This window comes from Brevundimonas sp. (assembly GCF_027484365.1).
Lineage (GTDB): Bacteria > Pseudomonadota > Alphaproteobacteria > Caulobacterales > Caulobacteraceae > Brevundimonas.
This window is the reverse complement of the sequence record NZ_JAIXTC010000019.1, coordinates 44,646-63,800: the sequence shown is the minus strand read 5'-3', so window position 1 is coordinate 63,800 and position 19,155 is coordinate 44,646. Positions and strand designations below refer to the sequence as shown.

At 67.0% G+C, this 19,155-nt stretch carries 21 protein-coding genes and 1 tRNA gene; 13 read left to right on the top strand and 9 right to left on the bottom strand.

Features of this window, described 5'->3' with window-relative positions; genetic code table 11:
* Nucleotides 1-16 precede the first annotated feature (16 nt).
* The 3 genes from Q0044_RS09725 to Q0044_RS09715 are packed head-to-tail and all read left to right on the top strand — an operon-like array spanning nucleotide 17 to nucleotide 2,951.
* Nucleotides 17-289, top strand: coding sequence for a FeoA family protein (locus Q0044_RS09725; RefSeq protein WP_298161830.1), 273 nt, complete (start codon nucleotides 17-19; stop codon nucleotides 287-289).
* The gene (gene feoB / locus Q0044_RS09720; RefSeq protein ID WP_298161829.1) at nucleotides 290-2,176 is read left to right on the top strand and encodes a ferrous iron transporter B; all 1,887 of its coding nucleotides are present in this window, start codon (nucleotides 290-292) and stop codon (nucleotides 2,174-2,176) included.
* 16 nt (nucleotides 2,177-2,192) lie between these two features.
* A complete protein-coding gene (locus Q0044_RS09715; RefSeq protein ID WP_298161828.1) occupies nucleotides 2,193-2,951 on the top strand; it encodes a prepilin peptidase in 759 nt (252 codons plus the stop codon).
* Here Q0044_RS09715 and Q0044_RS09710 read toward each other — a convergent pair.
* Nucleotides 2,948-3,580 (bottom strand): TetR/AcrR family transcriptional regulator, encoded by a 633-nt coding sequence (locus tag Q0044_RS09710; protein WP_298161827.1) that lies wholly within the window; start codon nucleotides 3,578-3,580, stop codon nucleotides 2,948-2,950. The two genes, Q0044_RS09715 and Q0044_RS09710, sit on opposite strands and share 4 nt — an antisense overlap.
* Nucleotides 3,581-3,744: 164 nt before the next feature.
* Nucleotides 3,745-4,428 carry a sugar transferase gene (locus tag Q0044_RS09705; protein WP_298161826.1) on the bottom strand — a complete coding sequence of 228 codons (684 nt, stop codon included), beginning with the start codon at nucleotides 4,426-4,428 and terminating at the stop codon, nucleotides 3,745-3,747.
* A gap of 217 nt (nucleotides 4,429-4,645) precedes the next feature.
* Between Q0044_RS09705 and Q0044_RS09700 the strand changes: the two genes are divergently transcribed.
* On the top strand, nucleotides 4,646-4,792 hold the full coding sequence (locus Q0044_RS09700; RefSeq protein WP_298161824.1) for a hypothetical protein: 147 nt from the start codon (nucleotides 4,646-4,648) through the stop codon (nucleotides 4,790-4,792).
* Nucleotides 4,793-5,101: 309 nt separating this feature from the next.
* Complete coding sequence (locus Q0044_RS09695) at nucleotides 5,102-6,010, top strand: transglutaminase-like cysteine peptidase (protein WP_298161822.1); 909 nt, start codon at nucleotides 5,102-5,104, stop codon at nucleotides 6,008-6,010.
* Between the two features lie 46 nt (nucleotides 6,011-6,056).
* On the opposite strand, the gene Q0044_RS09690 is transcribed toward Q0044_RS09695, so the two are convergent.
* From Q0044_RS09690 to Q0044_RS09665, 6 genes are all read right to left on the bottom strand, one after another.
* Nucleotides 6,057-7,235 (bottom strand): cell wall hydrolase, encoded by a 1,179-nt coding sequence (locus Q0044_RS09690; RefSeq protein WP_298161820.1) that lies wholly within the window; start codon nucleotides 7,233-7,235, stop codon nucleotides 6,057-6,059.
* 94 nt (nucleotides 7,236-7,329) lie between these two features.
* A complete protein-coding gene (locus Q0044_RS09685) occupies nucleotides 7,330-8,736 on the bottom strand; it encodes an O-antigen ligase family protein (RefSeq protein WP_298161818.1) in 1,407 nt (468 codons plus the stop codon).
* A 5-nt stretch (nucleotides 8,737-8,741) separates the two neighbouring features.
* Nucleotides 8,742-11,021 carry a GumC family protein gene (locus Q0044_RS09680; protein ID WP_298161816.1) on the bottom strand — a complete coding sequence of 760 codons (2,280 nt, stop codon included), beginning with the start codon at nucleotides 11,019-11,021 and terminating at the stop codon, nucleotides 8,742-8,744.
* 39 nt (nucleotides 11,022-11,060) lie between these two features.
* Complete coding sequence (locus Q0044_RS09675) at nucleotides 11,061-12,383, bottom strand: outer membrane beta-barrel protein (protein WP_298161814.1); 1,323 nt, start codon at nucleotides 12,381-12,383, stop codon at nucleotides 11,061-11,063.
* 97 nt (nucleotides 12,384-12,480) lie between these two features.
* Nucleotides 12,481-13,080: a hypothetical protein gene (locus tag Q0044_RS09670; protein WP_298161812.1), complete on the bottom strand. Its 600-nt coding sequence runs from the start codon at nucleotides 13,078-13,080 to the stop codon at nucleotides 12,481-12,483.
* A 131-nt stretch (nucleotides 13,081-13,211) separates the two neighbouring features.
* Nucleotides 13,212-13,790, bottom strand: coding sequence for a hypothetical protein (locus Q0044_RS09665; RefSeq protein WP_298161810.1), 579 nt, complete (start codon nucleotides 13,788-13,790; stop codon nucleotides 13,212-13,214).
* Nucleotides 13,791-13,918: 128 nt separating this feature from the next.
* Here Q0044_RS09665 and Q0044_RS09660 point away from each other — a divergent pair, with 128 nt between their 5' ends.
* The gene (locus Q0044_RS09660; RefSeq protein ID WP_524536162.1) at nucleotides 13,919-14,509 is read left to right on the top strand and encodes a polysaccharide biosynthesis/export family protein; all 591 of its coding nucleotides are present in this window, start codon (nucleotides 13,919-13,921) and stop codon (nucleotides 14,507-14,509) included.
* Between the two features lie 210 nt (nucleotides 14,510-14,719).
* Here Q0044_RS09660 and Q0044_RS09655 read toward each other — a convergent pair.
* A tRNA-Asp gene (locus Q0044_RS09655) sits at nucleotides 14,720-14,796 on the bottom strand.
* A gap of 257 nt (nucleotides 14,797-15,053) precedes the next feature.
* Between Q0044_RS09655 and Q0044_RS09650 the strand changes: the two genes are divergently transcribed.
* From Q0044_RS09650 to Q0044_RS09620, 7 genes are all read left to right on the top strand, one after another.
* Entirely contained in the window at nucleotides 15,054-15,431 is a 378-nt protein-coding gene (locus tag Q0044_RS09650) for an NADH-quinone oxidoreductase subunit A (RefSeq protein WP_298161807.1), read from the top strand.
* Complete coding sequence (locus Q0044_RS09645; RefSeq protein WP_298161805.1) at nucleotides 15,401-16,027, top strand: NuoB/complex I 20 kDa subunit family protein; 627 nt, start codon at nucleotides 15,401-15,403, stop codon at nucleotides 16,025-16,027. The genes Q0044_RS09650 and Q0044_RS09645 overlap by 31 nt, the downstream gene beginning before the upstream one ends.
* A complete protein-coding gene (locus tag Q0044_RS09640) occupies nucleotides 16,024-16,680 on the top strand; it encodes an NADH-quinone oxidoreductase subunit C (protein WP_298161804.1) in 657 nt (218 codons plus the stop codon). Before Q0044_RS09645 ends, Q0044_RS09640 begins: the two co-directional genes overlap by 4 nt.
* A 77-nt stretch (nucleotides 16,681-16,757) precedes the next feature.
* Nucleotides 16,758-17,990, top strand: coding sequence for an NADH-quinone oxidoreductase subunit D (locus Q0044_RS09635; RefSeq protein ID WP_524536166.1), 1,233 nt, complete (start codon nucleotides 16,758-16,760; stop codon nucleotides 17,988-17,990).
* A complete protein-coding gene (nuoE, locus tag Q0044_RS09630) occupies nucleotides 17,987-18,649 on the top strand; it encodes an NADH-quinone oxidoreductase subunit NuoE (RefSeq protein ID WP_298161802.1) in 663 nt (220 codons plus the stop codon). The genes Q0044_RS09635 and nuoE overlap by 4 nt, the downstream gene beginning before the upstream one ends.
* Nucleotides 18,646-18,834 (top strand): hypothetical protein, encoded by a 189-nt coding sequence (locus Q0044_RS09625; RefSeq protein ID WP_298161801.1) that lies wholly within the window; start codon nucleotides 18,646-18,648, stop codon nucleotides 18,832-18,834. Before nuoE ends, Q0044_RS09625 begins: the two co-directional genes overlap by 4 nt.
* Nucleotides 18,835-18,879: 45 nt before the next feature.
* Nucleotides 18,880-19,152: a hypothetical protein gene (locus Q0044_RS09620; protein ID WP_298161800.1), complete on the top strand. Its 273-nt coding sequence runs from the start codon at nucleotides 18,880-18,882 to the stop codon at nucleotides 19,150-19,152.
* Nucleotides 19,153-19,155 lie beyond the last annotated feature (3 nt).

Sequence of the window (19,155 nt, the reverse complement as noted above, 5' to 3'; positions counted from 1 at the left end):
CTGATAAGCGTTCGCAATGAGCAACGTCATATCCCTGAGCGACGCACGGCTGGGCGACCGGGGCGTCATCACCCGGGTCGGATCAGTCGGCGGCGACGAGCACGGCGCAGAACTGGAGCGCCGCCTGCTGGAACTGGGCTTCGTCGAGGGCGCGCGCATCCAGCTGCTTCATCAGGGCGTGTTCGGCCGTGATCCCATGGCCCTGAAAGTCGACGATATGCGTGTCGCCCTGCGTCGGCATGAGGCGCGGGGCCTGACCGTCGAACTGTTCGCGGAAGCCGCTGAATAGATGGACGTCGCTGTTCGGCCCGTCCGGGTCGCCCTGGTCGGCAATCCCAACTCGGGAAAGACCGCCCTGTTCAATGCCCTGACCGGCGCCCACCAGAAGGTGGCCAACTACGCCGGCGTCACCGTCGAACGGAAGGAGGGCCGCATCCAGTCCCCCTCAGGGCGGTCGATGTCGGTGCTGGACCTGCCCGGCACCTATTCCCTGCGGGCCCGCAGCCCTGACGAGGAAGTCACCCGGGACGCGGTCCTTGGACGGCTTCAGGGCGAGGCCGCGCCCGATGTGATCGTGGCCGTAGCCGACGCGACCAACCTGCGGCTTGTATTGCGGCTGATCCTGGAGCTGAAGGCCGTGGGCCGGCCGATGGTTCTGGCCCTCAACATGTACGACATCGCCCAGCGGCAGGGTCTTCGAATCGATCTGGAGACGCTGCGGGCTGAATTGGGGGTGCCGATCGTGACCACGGTGGCGACGCGCAAGCGCGGCATTGATGACCTGGTCGCCGAGATCGAGACTGCGGCCGGACCCGGGTGGATTTCCGGGGGCGAAACCTGGACCGCGCCGGACGCCGACGCCATTCGCGGCGCGCACCGGCGGGCAGAACAGATCATGCGGGCCACGGTGCGTCCGCCCGAGCGGCCCGACACCCTGACCGGGAAGATCGACGGGGTCCTGCTGCATCCCGTCATCGGCCTCGTCATCCTCATGACCCTGTTGTTCGTGATGTTCCAGGCGGTGTTCGCCTGGGCGACCCCGGCGATGGATGCGATCGAGGCGGGCTTCGGCCTGCTGGGCGCGGGCGTCGGCGCCGTCGTTCCGGACTCGGGGCCGGTCTGGCCCCTGGTGCAGAGCCTGATCGTCGACGGGGTGATCGCGGGCGTGGGGGGCGTGCTGGTCTTCCTGCCGCAGATCGTGATCCTGTTCGCCTTCATCATCCTGCTGGAAGACTTCGGCTATATGGCCCGGGCGGCCTTCCTCATGGACCGCATCATGGGCGGGGCAGGGCTGCACGGGCGCGCCTTCATTCCCCTGTTGTCCAGTTTCGCCTGCGCCATTCCGGGCGTGATGGCCGCGCGGGTGATCGACGCCAGGCGCGACCGGCTGACCACCATCATGGTGGCGCCCCTGATGACCTGTTCGGCGCGGATTCCGGTCTACACCCTGATCATCGGCGCCTTCATTCCCCAGCAGACAGTCTGGGGCTTCGCCAATCTGCAGGGTCTGGTGATGTTCGGCCTCTATGCGGCGGGCATCGTGTCGGCGCTGCTGGTCTCCTTCGTGATCCGCAAGATCTTCTGGCGGGGCGCGGTCGAGCCCTTCATGATGGAACTGCCGGCCTACAAGCTGCCCGACGCGAAGAATATTCTTTTCAATCTGTGGCTTCGCGCCCGGATATTCATGGAGCGCGCGGCGCGGATCATCCTGCCGCTGATGATTGTCGTCTGGGCCGCCTCGACCTTCCCCTATCCGCCCGAGGGCGCGACACAGCCGGCCATCGACTATTCCTTCGCCGGGATGATCGGCCACGCGCTGGAGCCGATCTTCGCACCCATCGGCTTCAACTGGCAGATGGTCGTGGCCCTGGTGCCGGGAATGGCGGCGCGCGAGGTCGCGGTCGCGGCGCTCGGAACCGTCTATTCCGTCGCCGACGTGGAGAGCGCGGGCAGTCTGCTGGGCGCGACCCTGGCGGCGCAATGGTCGCTGGCGACGGGGCTGAGCTTCCTGGCCTGGTATGTCTTCGCGCCGCAATGCGTGGCGACCCTGGGTGTGGTCAAGCGGGAGCTGAACAGCTGGAAATGGATGTGGGTCATGGTCGTCTACATGTTCGCCCTGGCCTATCTGGCGTCCCTCGTCACCTATCGGATCGCGGTGGCGCTCGGAGGGGGCTGACGGGTAAGGGTGGACCATGTCACCCGTCGTCTTCGCCATCGTCATGGGCCTGCTGGGCCTGATCTTCGGCAGCTTCATCGCTGCGGTGACCGTGCGCATGCCGAGGGACGAGGAGATCGTCCTGACGCCGTCCCACTGCATGAGCTGCGGCGCAACGCTGAAGCCGTGGCAGCTGGTTCCCGTGATCAGCTGGCTGGTCCAGCGCGGCCGATGCGCTGTGTGCGGTGCGGCCGTGTCGCCGCGCTATATCCTGATCGAAAGTGGGGCCGCGGCCATCGGCGTCTGGGCCGCGCTGTGGGGCCATGAAGGCGGCTGGCTTCTGGTCGGGGCGACGGCGGCCCTGGGGTGGCAGCTTCTGCTCATCGCCCTGATCGATGCCGAGAATTTCTGGCTGCCGGACGAGCTGACCCTGCCGCTGATCGCGACGGGACTGGTCGCAGCGGGATGGCTGGCCCGGGGCTGGCCGATCCCGCAACTGGTCGGGGCCGCCATCGGGTTCGGCATTCTGTGGCTCCTGGCCGAGGTCTACCGCCGCGTGCGCGGGAGGGAAGGGCTCGGCGGCGGCGACCCCATCCTGTTCGCAGGCGCCGGGGCCTGGGTCGGGTGGACCGGCCTTCCGACGGTGCTGCTCTGGGCCTGTGCAGCGGGCTTCAGCATCGTCCTGACCCTGCTCATCACCCGGCGGAAGGTCGAGATGACGCAGAAGCTGCCGTTCGGCACTTTTCTGGCCATCGGAATCTGGCTGACCTGGCTCTATGGGCCGCTCGGCCTTTAGCGCCCCGTCACCAGCTTCACGACGATATGGGCCGTGGTGTCGATGATGGCGTCAGGGGGGGTATCGCCGCGTCGCATCAGGTCGAAGCCTGCGGCGACCGATTCCACCAGATTGGCGACCTCATAGGAGGTCAGGCGCGGATCGAGGCCCGGGGCGTGGTAGCCGGTCGCGTGGGCCACCGCGATGCGCCGCTCGAGCGACAGGTGAACCCGGCGTAGCCGGCGGATGCGCGCCTCCACGAATCCGGCCTCGCCCTTGTCGGCCAGCATATGCTCGATCCGCAGCACCGGGCCGTGGTCGCGCCAGATCAGCAGCACGTCCATGACGTAGGCGCGGGCGGCGCCGAAGGCCTGATCGGCGGACCAGTCGCCCTCAAGATGGCGCGACAGGGGGGCGAAATCGACGGCCGCCGCTTCGCAAAGCGCCAGAACCGGCTCCTCCACCGTCTTGAAATAGGTGTAGAAATTCGAGGGCGATACCCCGGCCTCAAGGGCCACGTCGGCGACCCGGATCTCGCCCAGATGCCGGCGATCCAGCAAACGACGGGTGGCGTCGAGGATTGCGGCGCGCGTCTTTCCGCCCCGCGCGCCGATGCGGTGACCCAATTTGTTGATCGCGCGTTCGGCCATGGGGAGAAGGCCCGGAAGGAGGTGGCGCCGGTTGCGGGCGACGAACCCGCGACATCCCGCCCGGACGCCAGCGTCGCAGGGTTTCGCATGGTTGATCCGGGCCGTCAAAGCCGCGCCTGGACGACCCCCGCGGGCAGGCAGGGGCGGCCCCTTGGCGCCCGGTGCTAGTAGGCGTTCACCCGGGCGAGCAGCAGGGGCAGGGTTCGGACCATGATGGCCAGGTCGCCGGGGAAGCTCCAGTGACTGGCGTACAGGACGTCGGCGTCGACCCGGCGGGCCATGCTGCTGATGTCATGGATCTCTCCGCGCAGACCCTGGATCTGGGCCAGCCCTGTCAATCCGGGGCGGACGGCGAAGCGCCGGTCATAGTGGGGCAGGATGGCGGCATAGTGCCGGTCGTGTTCCACCGCATGCGGACGAGGACCGACGAGAGCCATTTCGCCCCGGAGCACGTTGAGGAGTTGCGGAACCTCATCCAGGCTCGTTTCGCGCAGGACTCTGCCGACGCGCGTCACACGGGCATCGTCGCGGGTCGCATGGTTCACGGACACGCCGGGCTCCGCCACCGTCATCGAGCGAAACTTGTAGATGTTGAAGATGCGTCCGTGCTGGCCGGTGCGTTGCTGGCGGAACAGGATCGGTCCCCGGCTGTCCAGTGCGATCGCCGCAGAGATCACAGCCCAGGCGGGCAGCAGGAAAAGCAGCAGGAATGACGCCGCCAGAAGGTCGAAGGCGCGTTTGAGCGACCGGCAGAGTCCAGAGCGACCGAACCGGGGTCGCCAGTGCGCGCCGTCGGCCCGGTAGACGACAGCCGAACGAGACCTGTGCGAGACAACGCCGTCAAACATGTCGAGAGAGCCCCCTGAGGGTGTGCTTAATGCGGAGTTAAGCTTCGTCTCGTGTTGCGGCGCAATAGATGTGGGCGGCTTTCGTTCACGGAACGGCGATTCGTGACCTTCAGAACACACAACCGGAGGAATGAATCGCGCTTAACCTCATGCGTTACGGCCATCGCAACCCGGCCCGTTGCAAGCCGCGCCCGAGACTGATCGCCGGAGCTCACCCATGTCCCGTCATTCCGCCGGCTGGAACGGCCTGGTGAGGGCCCGAGAAACCCGTCGCTGGACGCCGCAGTCCGGCTACGGACTGATGATCGGCGGCGCGGCCCTGTTCTGGGGTTTGGCGGGCCTTGTGATGTCGGTCCTCGTCTGAAAGACGCTCGCAGCCTGTGCGAAGCTGCTCTTTGGGCTCTTCCCACAAACGCCCGGAATAATCCTCGGGTTGTATGTTCGATAGGGCAGGCAAGCCGGCCGGGAGCCTTCGATCGACCCGGAAAAGATCTGCCGCAACGAAACTCTGGAAACCGATGAAATGTGAGTGGCCCTGGGCCCACGGTGCGGGCTCATGCCAAGGCAAGGTTAAGAAGCAGAAACTATAAGTCTAAACACTGTCTGTACCAAGTCCATAATCCGAACCTTATAAGTCATCATGCAGTAATCGCCCCCGACAATGGGGTCTCGCATGATCTTACACATCCATGGCCGTCTCGCTCTTCTGAGCCTTGTTCTGCTCTGCCTGACGAGCGGATCGGCCTGGGCCGCGGACGGCGTACCGGATCCCATGGCTCTGGGGCCGACGGCCTCCGCGCCGACGGGCTTCATTGAGATGTGTGAGCGCACGCCGTCGGAATGCCTCGCCGTGACACGGCCCACCGACTCTCTTCTGTCCGAGGTCCGCACCTGGGCGGCGCGCGCCCGCTGGAACGCGGTCTTCGAGACTGCAGGCCTCGCGAGCGCAACTGCGGCGGGCCCGGCATCGACGGTTGCGCCCCCGGTCGGCCCGGTCACCGGGATGGATCCCGTTGTCGTGGCCGGCCCCGGGCGATCGACCGCCGGATGGGGGCAACTGAAGCCGACGCCGCAGGATATCCGCAGGCTCAAGGACGACCGCCGCAAATACCGGCGCGGCCCGCTATCGAAAACGCTGCCGCGCGACACGCCTGCGGCCGTGCCGATGGCTCCGTCCCTGCCGGTCGCCGACGTGACGGTCCAGCGCCTCGAGACGGTCACCCGTCGCGTCAACCGGGCGATCCGCCGGGCCCCGGACGCCGTCGCCTATGGGCAGGCGGACGTCTGGGTCTCCCCACGGGGCCACGGAGCGGTCGGCGACTGCGAGGACTATGTCCTGGCGAAGCGACGGTTGCTGATCGAAGAGGGTGTTGATCCTGCCGCCCTGTCGATCGCGATCGTCCTCACGCGGGCCGGCGAACGTCACGCTGTGCTTCTGGTGGCCACGCCCGAGGGCGAACGGGTTCTCGACAACCTGAGCCCCTGGGTTCTGAGGTGGAACGAGGCGCCCTACGAATGGCTGGAACGCCAGGCGCCGGGCCAGCCTCTGGTCTGGGTTCAGGCGGCGACCCGGGCGTCCTGATCCGGGCGTCGTGTGTTGCGATCGGGACGGGAAGGGCCCGGCCCTGCTACCAGCCCGACGGCGTCGCAATCCGCTGGCGTTGCCGGGGCTGCGCCGTGCCGGTATTGGCGAGAGGATCGGCCATGATGGGCGCGTCGCGCTGAAGGACCACGGTCGGGCTCGCCGGCGCCAGCGGTGTCTGGAGCGGCGTCTCCGGAGACTCCGGGGCGACCGGGGAGGGCGATGGGGCTCCGGCATCCTGGAGCGACAGCCGCGACGTCAGCTGTATCCTTCCGGACGCGGGGCCGGCGTCCAGATCCAGAGGCGCCGGGACCGAGACATCCAGCACTTCCGCCGGGGTCTCGAACCGGATCGTGGACAGGGCGGCCATCTTGCTCACGACCGGTTCCGCCCCGGCATAGACGCCGCGGAAGGCGGCCGGCAGGCCCCAGGCGCCCTTCCAGCGGTAGAAGACATGGGTTCCGATCTGGACGATCTTGGACAACCGGGCCGCCCAGTAGGGGGCGACCCAGTCGGTGTGATAGTGGGTCGCCGTCCCGACGGCGGTCGCCACATGGCCGTTCAGGGCGGCTGCGGCCACGGCCCTGGCCCTCTGCCAGCCCGCGATCGACGGCGGTCGGCTCATGGCTCCATCGCAGGTGAAGCTGAACTGGCAGCCGGTGGTCCGCTCCGAGCCCTGGAAGACGACGCCACAGACGGTCCGCGGATAGGCGGGATGTCGGGCGCGATTGAGCACGACCTGGGCCACGGCGGCCTGACCCGCAGCGCTTTCCGACGCCGCCTCATAGTAGATGGCCGTCGTCAGGCAATCGAGCGCCCGGCTATAGCTTTCGGTGTCGGCCGCAGGGGCGAAAAACGGGGCCGACGGCCTGACCGGATCGGTGGAGAAGGGCAGGGCGGCGTTCCAGGCGCGAGCGGCGTCCCGGCTGATATCCTGCACCGCCTCCGGAGCCAGGGTGAAGTCCTCGATGATCCTGGCCTCGGCAGATGCGGAGGCCCCATCCAGAGGCGTCGGGGTGGTGGGGATCGGCCTGGCGGCATTGATCTTCGGCAGGATGATGGAGGCGGCGGCGGCCGCAAGCGCACAAACCAGCAGTACGCCGACGATGGTCCAGCCTCCCGCCTCGGTCGAGGCCCAGCCACGGATCCGCATCCCCAGCGCCTTGACCCGCGCCTTCAGGGACCTCGGCGCGTCTGGATCGGAGGTCAGCCTTGAAGCCGTCATCGGCGCGACCCGGTACCCGGATGACGCAAGGCACGCCGGACCTGGGCGGCCTGGCGGTCAAGGGAGGCTGAAAACGGGACTGTGGCGGGCATGCTCATGGCGGGGGCACCAGGTGACGAGCGCCGAAGGATCGCGTGCTGAAGGACCGGGGTTGCGCCTGGGACAGGGCAAAGCCGAGGCCGAGCAACAGGCACCAGAAGGCTTCGAACGACGGAGTGTTGAGCGGGACGTCCACAGCGGCATGAAGGAGAACGACCAGCGAAGCGCTCAGCAGACCGGCGACCAGCGTGCGGTTCCGGGGACGGCGAATCGCCCGCCAGGCGGTCACCCCGAGGATGACGCCTATGAGGGCGAACATGGGCGTCGCGCCCAGAAGGCCGGCCTCTTCCAGCCACTGCAGATAGGCGTTGTGCTGGATCACGCTGACGGACAGGGCCGGGGCGTTGGCGGCGGTCATGATCTGGTTGTTGACCTGCGGGTAGCTCCCGAGCCCGTAGCCCAGTAGCGGAGCGTCGAGGAAGGCGCGCCAATGGGCCGCCGCAACGATCGAACGGGTGCCGTCGGCCTGCGCCAGCAGGCCGAAGCGGTCGGCAAACAGGGTGTTTCCCTGAGCCAGAAAGAGGACCGCCACCAGGATCGAGAGCCCGCCGAGCGCCAGGAGGGGCCAGCGGGACCGGCGATCATCCAGAGCCGACCCCCCGAGGAATATCAGCGCCGCCACAAGGGTGGCCGTAATCGCGGCCCGCGATGCCGTCAGGAGCAGGCACGCGAGGAAAAGGATGAGCAGGGCCGCAACGGGAGCCAGCACAGTGATGCGGTCGGTGGGCGTCTGACCTGACGACCGGCGCCACTGTCGCACCATCCAGGCCGAGGACAGGATGAGAAGGACGCCGAACTGGGCGCCGGCGACATTGGGGGTGTAGAAGCCGCCGGCCAGACGTCCGCCGCCGGATGCGATCTGACTCCCGCTGACGAACAGCCCGAGGGACACCAGGGCATAGAGGCCTCCGAGAGCCAGGATGAGGCCGATCGTGGCCCGGCCTCGCTCAGATGTCGCCCCCAGCAGACAGCCCAGGACGAAGACGCTGCCGAGGCCCAGCAGCTTGAGGATCTCGATGACGGTCGCTGACCTGTTCATGGTGGCGGCCGGCGGCAGTCCCGCCCAGTCCCAGATCGGATGGGGGCCTCCGGGCACGGCCGGCGTCAGGGTCCAGGCGGCTACGAGAACCACGGCCGCAAACAGCGCCAGGATGGTCCCCGTCGGCGTAAGGCGCGCCAGTTCCGCCCGCTCCCGCCCGAACATGAGGGCGATCGACGCCATGGCCGACAAGCCCGCGAACAGGACCAGGGCCGGCAGATCAAGCGCAGCCCCGTAGAAGAAATGGGCCAGGAAAATGGTTGCCGGAACGAGGCCGGGCGCGGCCCTGCGCAAGGCCGATGAAAGCGCCGGCGACGTCCAGTCGGGGAAGTCCGATCCCGCCGGTCGCGCGCGCGGACCCATCCTCATCAGGCCGTATAGTAGGCCTTGTAGGCCCCGTAGTAGTAGCCGGCGTCGCCGTAGCCGTAGCGGGCCTGGCTCTTCATATCGACCTGGACGAGGGCGACGCCTGCGACATGGGCGCCCGCCTGGTCCAGAAGCTTGAGCGAGGCTCCGACCGCCTTCCGGGGCGTGGCGCGCCAGCGGGTCAGGAACACGACGGCATCGGTCCTGGCCGCCAGGATGCGGGTGTCAGCGACCGCAAGCACCGGCGCCGTGTCGATGATTACAAGGTCAAAATTCTCGCCGAGGCGCGTGAGCAGGGCGTCCATGGCCGGGGAGTTGAAGACGTCCCTGGGCGTGAAACTGGCCGGGGTCAGGGGCAGCACCCAGGCGCCCGAAGCGTCGTCGGAATACAGGGCGGTCTCGAGCGTCGCCGTACCGTTCAGCACCTCGAGCAATCCGACCTCGGGATCGATTCCCAGGAGCTTGTTGACCGCGCGTCGACGCAGATCGCAGTCGATGATCACCACCTTCTGACCGGCCTGGGCGGCCGAACGCGCGAGACAGACGGCCGTCGTCGTCTTGCCCTCGCCGGGCAGGGTCGAGGTCACCGCGATCAGGCGTACCGGGTGTCCGACGCGAGAGAAAAGGATGGAGGTCCGGAGCGCCCGGATGGCTTCCGCGAAGGCCGAGAGGGGCTTGTCCAGCAAATAGTCGGCGGGGCTGAGGTGGCGATCCCGGGCATCGGCCACGGAGGACACCAGCGGGACTGAACCGATGTGAGGCATGCCGAGCCGGGTCTCGACATCCTCTCCGGTGGCGAGGCCCGCATCGAGCATCTCGGCCAGAACCACCACGGCCAGACCCGCGCCCATGGCCAGAACAAGGCCGAGGCCGAGGTTCAGCGGCACATTGGGTGAACTGGGGCTGCCCGGGATGATCGCCCTGGACACGATCCGGGCGTCCGATTCCTCCAGACCCTCCTGGCTGGTCGTTTCCTTGAAGCGGTCCAGGAGCCCTTGATAGAGGGTCCGCGACGCCTCTGCATTGCGCTGGAGTTCGTTCAACCGGACGCCCGCGTTGTTGTTGGCGGCGAGGGTGCCCCGTGCGCCCGAAAGGCTGCCCTGCATGGAGGCTGTGCGCTGCCGTGCGACCTGGACGCGGGCCTCCAGGTTGGACACGATCCGTTCGATCTCGGCCTGGATCTGGCTGTCGATGTCGGCGAGCTCCCGGTTCGCGCGCACCATGTCCGGGTGGCGGGGACCGTAACGGCTGGACAGGTCCGCCACGCGACCGCTGACCTCGGCGCGCCGTGCCCGGAGCTGTTGAACGACGGTCGAACCGAGGGCCTCTCCGACATCGTCGCCGGTCGATCCGCGCGCCATCTGGGCGCGAGCGGTCGAAAGGCGGGCCTCGTCCTCGGCCTGCTGCGCCCGCACGGTCGCCAGCTGGGTGTTGTAGGTCGAGATTTCCTGCTCGGTGAGGGTCGCCCCCGAGGCGCTGAGCAGGTTGTTGGCGTTGCGGTACTGTTCGACGGCCGCTTCGGCCTGGATGACCTCGCCCCGCAGATCGTCCAGCCGGGTGTTGAGCCAGGCATTGGCCTGGCGCGTGGCCTCGAACTTGGCCTGAAGCTGTTCGAGGAGATAATTCTGGGCGAAGGCGTTGGCGATCCGGGCCGCCTTGGCCGGGTCTGGCGAGGTGAAGCTGACACCCATGACGTAGGTCAGGCCCACGCGCCGGATGACGAGACGCTCGCGAACCGTGTCCACGACCCGCTCGCGCTGTCTCTGGGTTTCGATCCCGGTCAGTCGCGATCTGGCCTTGTCGGGCGCCGAGGCCGCGAACATCGCGTCGATGCTGTTGCTGATCCGGTCCGCAAGTCCCGGAGCGGCCAGGGCGCTGTTGAACTCGGGGTCTTCATCCAGCGCGAGCGCCTCGACGACACGTTCCGCCAGTTGTCGGGACCTGAGCACCTCCACCTCGGTATCGACCGTCGCTGTGTCGGCCGGCAGCCCGGAGAGGACGGCCTGGGAATCGACGACCTGCTCGGTTCGGTTGTCGATCATCACACTGGCGGTCGCGGTGTAGAGCGGCGTCGCCTTCAGGGTGACCACCAGGGCGATGATGAACACCAGCAGGGCAACGGCGAGGAACAGCTTCAGCCGACGCCGGAAGGTGGCCAGCAGGTGGTGGAGGTCGACGATCCGGGCGCCGGCGGCGCCTGACCAACCCTGGCCATCGTCAAATCCGGGCGCTTCCGCGACAGGCCGGGCGTTCAGGCCGCGGAACTCGAAAGGCTGGTTCATCTGACGCGTTTCACTGTGGCGGCCGGACCGTGTCCGGGATCAGAACTGGGCGACCAGGGCGATGGCCAGCTTGTTGACCCTGAAGTCCTGGTCACGCGCGGCGCCTGTGGATTCGCTGTCCAGGGTCGAGACGCTCGCGTTCACACCCAGATTGCGATTGATCAGATAGGTGCCGCCGATATTGGCCCCGAGGCGTGTGTCTTCCCGATCCACGCCTTCGTACTCGTCCCGGCTCCACGTGAGCCTGGCGTTGAGGATGACGTTCCGCAGCAGTTCGTGATCCAGTCCGACGCTCGCGCTGCTGGACACAAAAGCGCCGACACCGGTTATGGGGGTGTCCTCGACCGTCCGGCCCGCGGCGACATTGATCGTAGTGAGCTCGGACGGGAACCACTCGAGCCGGGCGCGCGCGCCGAATCCCTGGACGTCATCGAAGGCGGCCTCGTCGAAATCCTGCTGGAGATAGCCTGCGGCCATCTCGCCGCGCACGACGGCGCTGAGTTCGAAATTGGCGCCGAACAGAAACTCGGAACCGCTGGAATCGCGATTGGGCGCGGCCGCCGTTGAGGCCGTGTCATAGGTCCGCGTATTGCCTGTGGCCTGGAAGAAGAAGGCGGTGTCCGGGCTGATCGCGAAATCGACACGACCGGACAGACTGGCCACGTCACGGTCCCGGTTGTCCTGGTCGATGACGGCGCCGAGGCCGTCGCGCCCGTCGGCGTAGTCGTAGGCGCGCCAGTCCGCGCGACCGGTGAGTTTGACATTGCCGGCCGACCGCGAGGCGCTGAGATAGGTCTGGACCGTGTCGAGTTCGGTCGGGGCGACGGCATTCCGCGGAGCGGTGGGCGCGGTGCGAGGCTCGAACGCGCTGAGGTAATCGGCGCCGAACCCGATGTTGGCCTGGCGTGTCACATCGACGCGGCCGGCGGTTCCGATCCCGAGTTCTTCAGTGTTCTCGTCCCCATTGTCAGCGTAGCGGTTGATCGAGCCACGGGCATAGGCGGACAGGAAATGCCGGGACCAGCCAGACTCCACGACCAGTTCCGGCCGAAGGTGCAGGATCGTGTCATCGACCTCGCCGGCGCCCGTCGCATAGATATTGCTGTTGGTCTCCGCCGACAGTTCGAGACGCGGATAGACGAGGAAGGCGCCGGCGCGAAGACCGAGCGCCTCGTAGTCAGGCCGCAGCCGCTGGGACACCGCCGTATTGCGGTTCCGCGAGAAATTATCGACCCCGGCGTCCTCGGTCTGGTCGAGTTGGCCGGCTGCGGTCGGAACGATCTGGGCGTTGACCGCGCCGGAGGCCAGCGCCAGCGATCCGGCGGAAACCGATGCGGCCAGGCTCTTCAGAACGTTGAACATTTTACCCTCGGTAGACTGGCGACAGGGTCGGGAGAGGCACTCGAAGTTCAGCCCGTCCACGCGACAAGAACCGGCGAATGAATTCAGGCGGTCTGTCCTAGCCGCGGTAGACCACCACGGTGACGACCGGAGGCGGGGTGCCGTTGGTCGCGGTATTCGTGGATGACGGCTGACTGGTCTGCTGCGCCGCAGCGTTCTGGACAGCGGTGGCGACCACCGTGACAGCAGCGGCAACAGCCGTGGCGGCGCCCGGCGCCACGGCCGCGATGACCGGAGACGCCGCCAGTGTGGCCGAGGCGCTGGCGACAGCGGCGGTCGCGACCGCCTGGGTCGCGCCCGAGGCGCTGATGGTGGTTGCGATGGCGTTCTGCACGGCCAGGGTCACCGCAGCATTGATGGCGTTCGCAATCGCCGACTGGACGAATGCGGCAGTGGCTTCCGGCGAGAGGCCCAGGGCCGCCGCCTCGGCGGTCGCGGCGTCGGCGACAGCTTCAGTATCGACGCCTGCGGCGGCCTCGGTCGCGGCGGCCTCTGAGGCGGTGACGATCTGGGCCGCGAGGGCCTCGGCAGTGATGTCGGATCCGGCGCCGTCCTGAACCACCCCTGCAACCTGGGGTGCGCCAAACGCGATCCCGGCGGACAGGGCCACCAGCCCGGCAGCCACCAGCGCTCTCGCCCTCAGAATGCTCTGCTTCATGCCGGCGCCCCTCTGCAGTCCCGGAGAACGCTATTATATATAGCGATGGTTTTAAACCATGAAGGGGCATTGCTTCGCGGTGCAACATCGGATCGGCAGGGGCTGTGGCCGAAAGGAGACTCTGTCTCAACTCATGGCGCGCCCGACGGTCCGGTCTCACCGTTCCGGCGGATCGTGTCGAGCGCCAGCGCCAGCGCGAGCCGGCCCGCGGGATCGGAGATGGCGTTCTGCAGATCGCCCGGGGAGTAGGGGAAGGGCGTCGCCCTGAGTTCATCGAGAACAAGCAACCGGTTGGAACGATCGACCTCGGCCCAGTGATTGAATGCAAAGACCAGCCGCCATCCGGTGTCGTCGGGACCGTAGGGCGCGACGGCGTAGGAGGCGGCCAGGGCGCGGTTTCCCGCCTCGCCAAGCCCTTGCGGCTGGAGACTGTCGAGGAATGCGAGGCGCAGCCAGGCGGTCGGGTTGGCGGGCGCCTGGCTCAATGACGTCATCGTTTCGACGCGGGCGATTCGGGCCAGGTTCGGGTGATCGGCCGCTCCGGCGGCGCTGCTGGACGCCCTCGCTTCAAACGAGGGCGCCAGTCCGAGCCACCCGGCGATCCGGGTCTCCGGCCAGGCGAGCGCGATCGCCGCTGCCGAACAGCCTGCTGCGGCGCACGCGCCCAGAAGGGCCGCCGCCGCTACGCGCCAGTCTGCTGTCTTGGCCAAGCGAGGATCCCTTTCCGCCTTTCGCAGATAACACTGTGATCCATCTGCAGCAAAGGTCGATGTTCAGCCTTGGGTGGTGGCGGGAGACGTCGGGCCGGGTTAGGCTTCGGATCTGCGGGAGGGATCAGATGTTTCGACTGGTGTGGGCGGCCACGGTGGGGCTGGTCCTGGCGATGGTCCTGTCATCCTGCGCCCAGGGGGTGATGGCGTCCGGCGTCACGGCAGGGTCCGAGAATGATCCCGAAGTGGCGAGGCTGCTTGAGGAGTATCGCCTCGGCGTGGCGGACAAGGTCCGGGTGACGGTGTTCGGGGAAGCCGCCCTGACCGGAGAATTTCTCGTCGGCGGCAACGGGAAGATCTCCCTGCCGCTGATCGGAGAGACCCGGGCGGGCGGCCTGACCATCTCGGAGTTTCAGGCCGAGGTCGCCGAGGCCCTGCGCAACGGCTTCATCACCGAGCCCAGGGTCAGCGCCGAGGTGCTGAACTATCGCCCATTCTACATCCTGGGCGAGGTCAACGCTCCGGGAGAATACCCCTACACCAACAGCCTGACGGTGCTGAACGCCGTGGCGACGGCGGGAGGCTTTACCTACCGCGCCGACAACAGACGGGTCTTCATCAAGCGCGCCGACGCCGACCGGGAGCAGGAGGTTCCCCTGACGACGTCGACCCGGGTCGCGCCTGGCGACACCATCCGGATTCGCGAGCGTCTGTTCTAGGCGGGTCAGGCCTCGGGCCCGAAGAGGCAGCCTGGCCGGTGCGTCGTTCCTGAATTGCATCCCTTGACGCATGACGCCCGATCGACGCGCCTGACCCGGACCTGGCTGCACGGAGTCCTGTGCATCGACATGACGCAACTGACGGCTTTGGGTTGGTTGTGCAGGGATATGGAAGGGGGCGGACGCGCCACTTTCTGCAATCACAGAAAGTGGCGCGAGTGACGGGACTCGAACCCGCGACCTCCGGCGTGACAGGCCGGCACTCTAACCAACTGAGCTACACCCGCGTTTCCCGCTGCGGCGTTTCCGTCGCGGCGAGGGGCGTCGTTTAGGCGGGGGGTCCCCCGGGTGTCAAGCGACGATCTGGCGGATTGCGACAGATTTCTCTGTTGCCTGAAACGGCCTGCAGAGCGCGGCCGCAGCCGCTGACTTCTGCGAACCGCTCGCAAGAAAAAACCTTTGGTCGCTTGGGTTTGAACCGGGCCAAGGTTGGGTCTAGAAAGCGCCGAATCCGCCGCCCTCCCTCGCGGCGTGGACGTATCCAATGAACGCATTTCTTCTTCAGTATCTGCCGATCGTGATCTTCGTGGGCATCGCCGCGATCATCGGCGTCGGCTTCATGGTCGCCTCGTGGGCGATGGCGCCGACCAGCCCCGACTCGGAGAAGCTCTCGGCCTATGAATGCGGGTTCAACGCCTTCGATGACGCCCGGATGAAGTTCGACGTGCGGTTCTATCTCGTGTCGATCCTGTTCATCATCTTCGACCTCGAAGTGGCCTTCCTGTTCCCCTGGGCGGTGTCGATCTTCGACCTGACCCGCGGCGGCATGATCTTCGCCTTCTGGTCGATGATGGCCTTCCTGGGCGTCCTGACCGTCGGCTTCATCTACGAATGGAAGAAGGGCGCGCTGGAATGGCAGTGATCTCTCCCCCCTCAGGCGGCCTGATCGCTCCCTCGTCCCCGCTGCCGACGGCCTTCGGCCAAGGCGCGCGGTCGACGGTCCAGGGCTATGACCCCAAGCTGCACGACAAGTTCTTCGAGGCGGTCAACACCGAGATTGCCGAGCAGGGCTTCCTGACCGCGTCGCTGGATGACGTCATCAACTGGGCCCGCACGGGTTCGCTGATGTGGATGACCTTCGGCCTCGCCTGCTGCGCCGTGGAGATGATCCAGGCCTCGATGCCGCGCTATGATCTGGAGCGGTTCGGCATGGCGCCGCGCGGCAGCCCGCGTCAGTCGGACCTGATGATCGTCGCCGGCACCCTGACCAACAAGATGGCTCCGGCGCTCCGCAAGGTCTACGACCAGATGCCGGACCCGCGCTATGTCCTGTCCATGGGCTCGTGCGCCAACGGCGGCGGCTACTACCACTACAGCTACAGTGTGGTTCGCGGCTGTGACCGGATCGTGCCGGTCGACGCCTATGTGCCCGGGTGTCCGCCGACGGCGGAGGCGCTGGTCTATGGGCTGCTGCAACTGCAGAAGAAGATCCGTCGCACCGGGACGATCGAACGATGAACGGGCACCTCGCGACGGTCGCGCGCAACACCGAGACCCTGACCCCCCTGGGTCAGGAAATGGTCGCAGAGCTGCAGGTCGATGCGACCGTGGCCTTTGGCGAGCTGACCATCACCTGCCACCGTGACCGGATCGTCGAGGTCATGACCGACCTGCGCGACCGGTTCGGCTTCCAGCAGTTGCTGGACGTCTGCGGCGTCGACTATCCGGATCGGGCCGAGCGGTTCGACGTGGTCTATCACCTGCTGTCCCTGACGCGGAACGCCCGCCTCCGGGTCAAGGTGGCGACCGACGAGGTCCAGCCCGTCCCCAGCGTGATCGGTGTCTATCCCTCGGCCGGCTGGTTCGAGCGCGAGGCGTTCGACATGTACGGCATGCTGTTCTCGAACCACCCGGACCTGCGCCGGCTCCTGACCGACTACGGTTTCCAGGGGCACCCGCTGCGCAAGGACTTCCCGATGACGGGTTATGTCGAGGTCCGCTACGACGAGGAGCAGAAGCGGGTGGTGTATGAACCCGTCAAGCTGACGCAGGAATTCCGCAACTTCGACTTCCTGTCCCCCTGGGAAGGCGCGGAGTATCCGGCCCCGGTCCTTCCGGGCGACGAGAAGGCCGTCGGCTCGGCCGGAACGCCTTCGGGAGGCAAGGCCTGATGGCTGACGGACACACCATCGCGAACGAGACGCCCGCCCGCGCCGACCTCGACCTCGTCACGGACGACCTGGGCCATATGTCCCACGACATGGGCGTCTTCGACGACGGTCTGACCGCGCACGCGCGCGAGATGGACGACCGCAAGTTCACCATCAACTTCGGCCCGCAACATCCGGCCGCCCACGGCGTGCTGCGTCTGGTGCTGGAGCTGGACGGCGAGGTGGTCGAGCGCGTCGATCCGCACATCGGCCTGCTGCACCGCGGCACCGAGAAGCTGATGGAGGCGCGCACCTACCTCCAGAACGTGCCTTATCTGGACCGGCTCGACTATGTCGCCCCGATGAACCAGGAGCACGCCTTCTGCCTGGCCATCGAGCGGCTGCTCGAGATCGAGGTCCCTTACCGCGCCCAGTTGATCCGGGTCCTGTATTCGGAAATCGGCCGCATCCTGTCGCACATGCTCAATGTGACGACCCAGGCCCTGGACGTCGGCGCCCTGACGCCCCCGCTGTGGGGCTTCGAGGAGCGCGAGAAGCTCATGGTCTTCTACGAGCGGGCCTGTGGCGCGCGTCTGCACGCCAACTATTTCCGGCCGGGCGGCGTCCACCAGGACCTGCCGATGGCCCTGATCGACGACATCGGACGCTGGTGCGCCGAATTCCCGGCGGCGCTGAAGGACATCGAGAGCCTCGTCACCGAGAACCGCATCTTCAAGCAGCGGAATGTCGACATCGGCGTGGTGACCAAGGCGCAGGCCCAGCAGTGGGGCTTCTCCGGGGTCATGCTGCGCGGGTCCGACATCGCCTGGGACCTGCGCAAGTCGCAGCCCTACGAATGCTATGCCGAGCTGGAGTTCGACATCGTCGTCGGCAAGAACGGCGACTGCTGGGACCGCTACCTCGTGCGCATCGAGGAGATGAAGCAGTCGGTGCACATCATGGAGCAGTGCATCCACAAGCTCCGGAACTGTCCCGGCGATCCGGTCATGGTCGAGGACAACAAGATCGTTCCGCCCAAGCGCGGCGAGATGAAGCGGTCGATGGAAGCCCTGATCCATCACTTCAAACTCTATACCGAAGGCTTCCACACCCCGGCCGGCGAGGTCTACGCCTCTGTCGAGGCGCCCAAGGGCGAGTTCGGCATCTATCTGGTGTCCGACGGCACCAACAAGCCGTACCGGGTGAAGATCTCGGCCCCCGGCTTCCGTCACCTGCAGGCGATGGACTGGATGAACCGCGGCCACATGCTGGCCGACGTCTCCGCCATCCTCGGCTCGCTCGACATCGTTTTCGGAGAAGTGGACCGATGAGCGTTCGCCGCCTCGCCAAGGAACAGCCAGCCTCATTCGCCTTCTCGAAGGAGACGATGAAGAAGGTCGACTGGTGGATCGCCAAATATCCGGCGGACCGCGCGCGCTCGGCCGTGATTCCGATGCTGTGGCTGGTGCAGAAGCAGGAGGGCTGGGTCTCCGAGCCCGCCATCCGCGCCATCGCCGACAAGCTCGACATGGCCTACATCCGGGTGCTGGAGGTCGCGACCTTCTACACGATGTTCATGCTGGAGCCGGTGGGTTCGGCCGCCCTGATCCAGGTGTGCGGCACGACGCCCTGCATGCTGCGCGGCTCGGGTGAGCTGATGAAGGTCTGCAAGAACCGGATCGGTCCGAAACAGACCCTGTCGGCCGACGGCAAATTCTACTGGGAAGAGGTCGAGTGCCTGGGCGCCTGCGTCAACGCGCCGATGGCCATGATCAACGACTACTATTTCGAGGACCTGACGGCCTCGGACATGAACCAGATCATCGACGACTTCGCGGCGGGCAAGACGCCGAAGCCGGGTCCGCGCGTCGATCGCGTCAACTCGGCGCCGGAGGGCGGGGCCCTGACCCTGACCGATCCGAAGCTGTATGACGGCTCGGCCGCCAAGAAGATCAAGAAACTCCCGAACTCCGAGCCGGTGACGGCGTGACCGAACCTGTCGATCCCAAGTCGGGCCAATCCCTGAAGAACACCGACGCCTTCTTCGCGATCGGGTTCGTGTTTTTCGTGCTCGGGCTGTCCGGGGACAACAACGCGGCCTTTCTCGCGATCGGTATTGCGTTCATCGCCATCGGGCTGGCCGGACGGGTGCGCAAGCCCAAGGGCGACAAGTGATATGGGCGCTCAACCAGCAATCTGCGGCTCGGGCGAGGTCAGGGCATGACCGACGAGAGGACCGACGAGAAGGTGGCAGCCTATCGTGCGGAAATCCGCGCCGTGGGCCGCAACCAGCGGCTGGCGGGCTTCGGCCTGGTGCTGCTCGGGGCCATTCTGGTCTGGGGCGCGACACGCGCTGGCGGGCTCTCCGAAATCGTGCAGATGGCAGGCTATGCGGCGCTGGCGGCCGGATGGGCCCTGATGCTGGCCGCCATCTTCCTGCGCACCCGCTATCACCGCCGTCGCATGGCCGAGCTGGACGGAGGCGCACAATGAGCG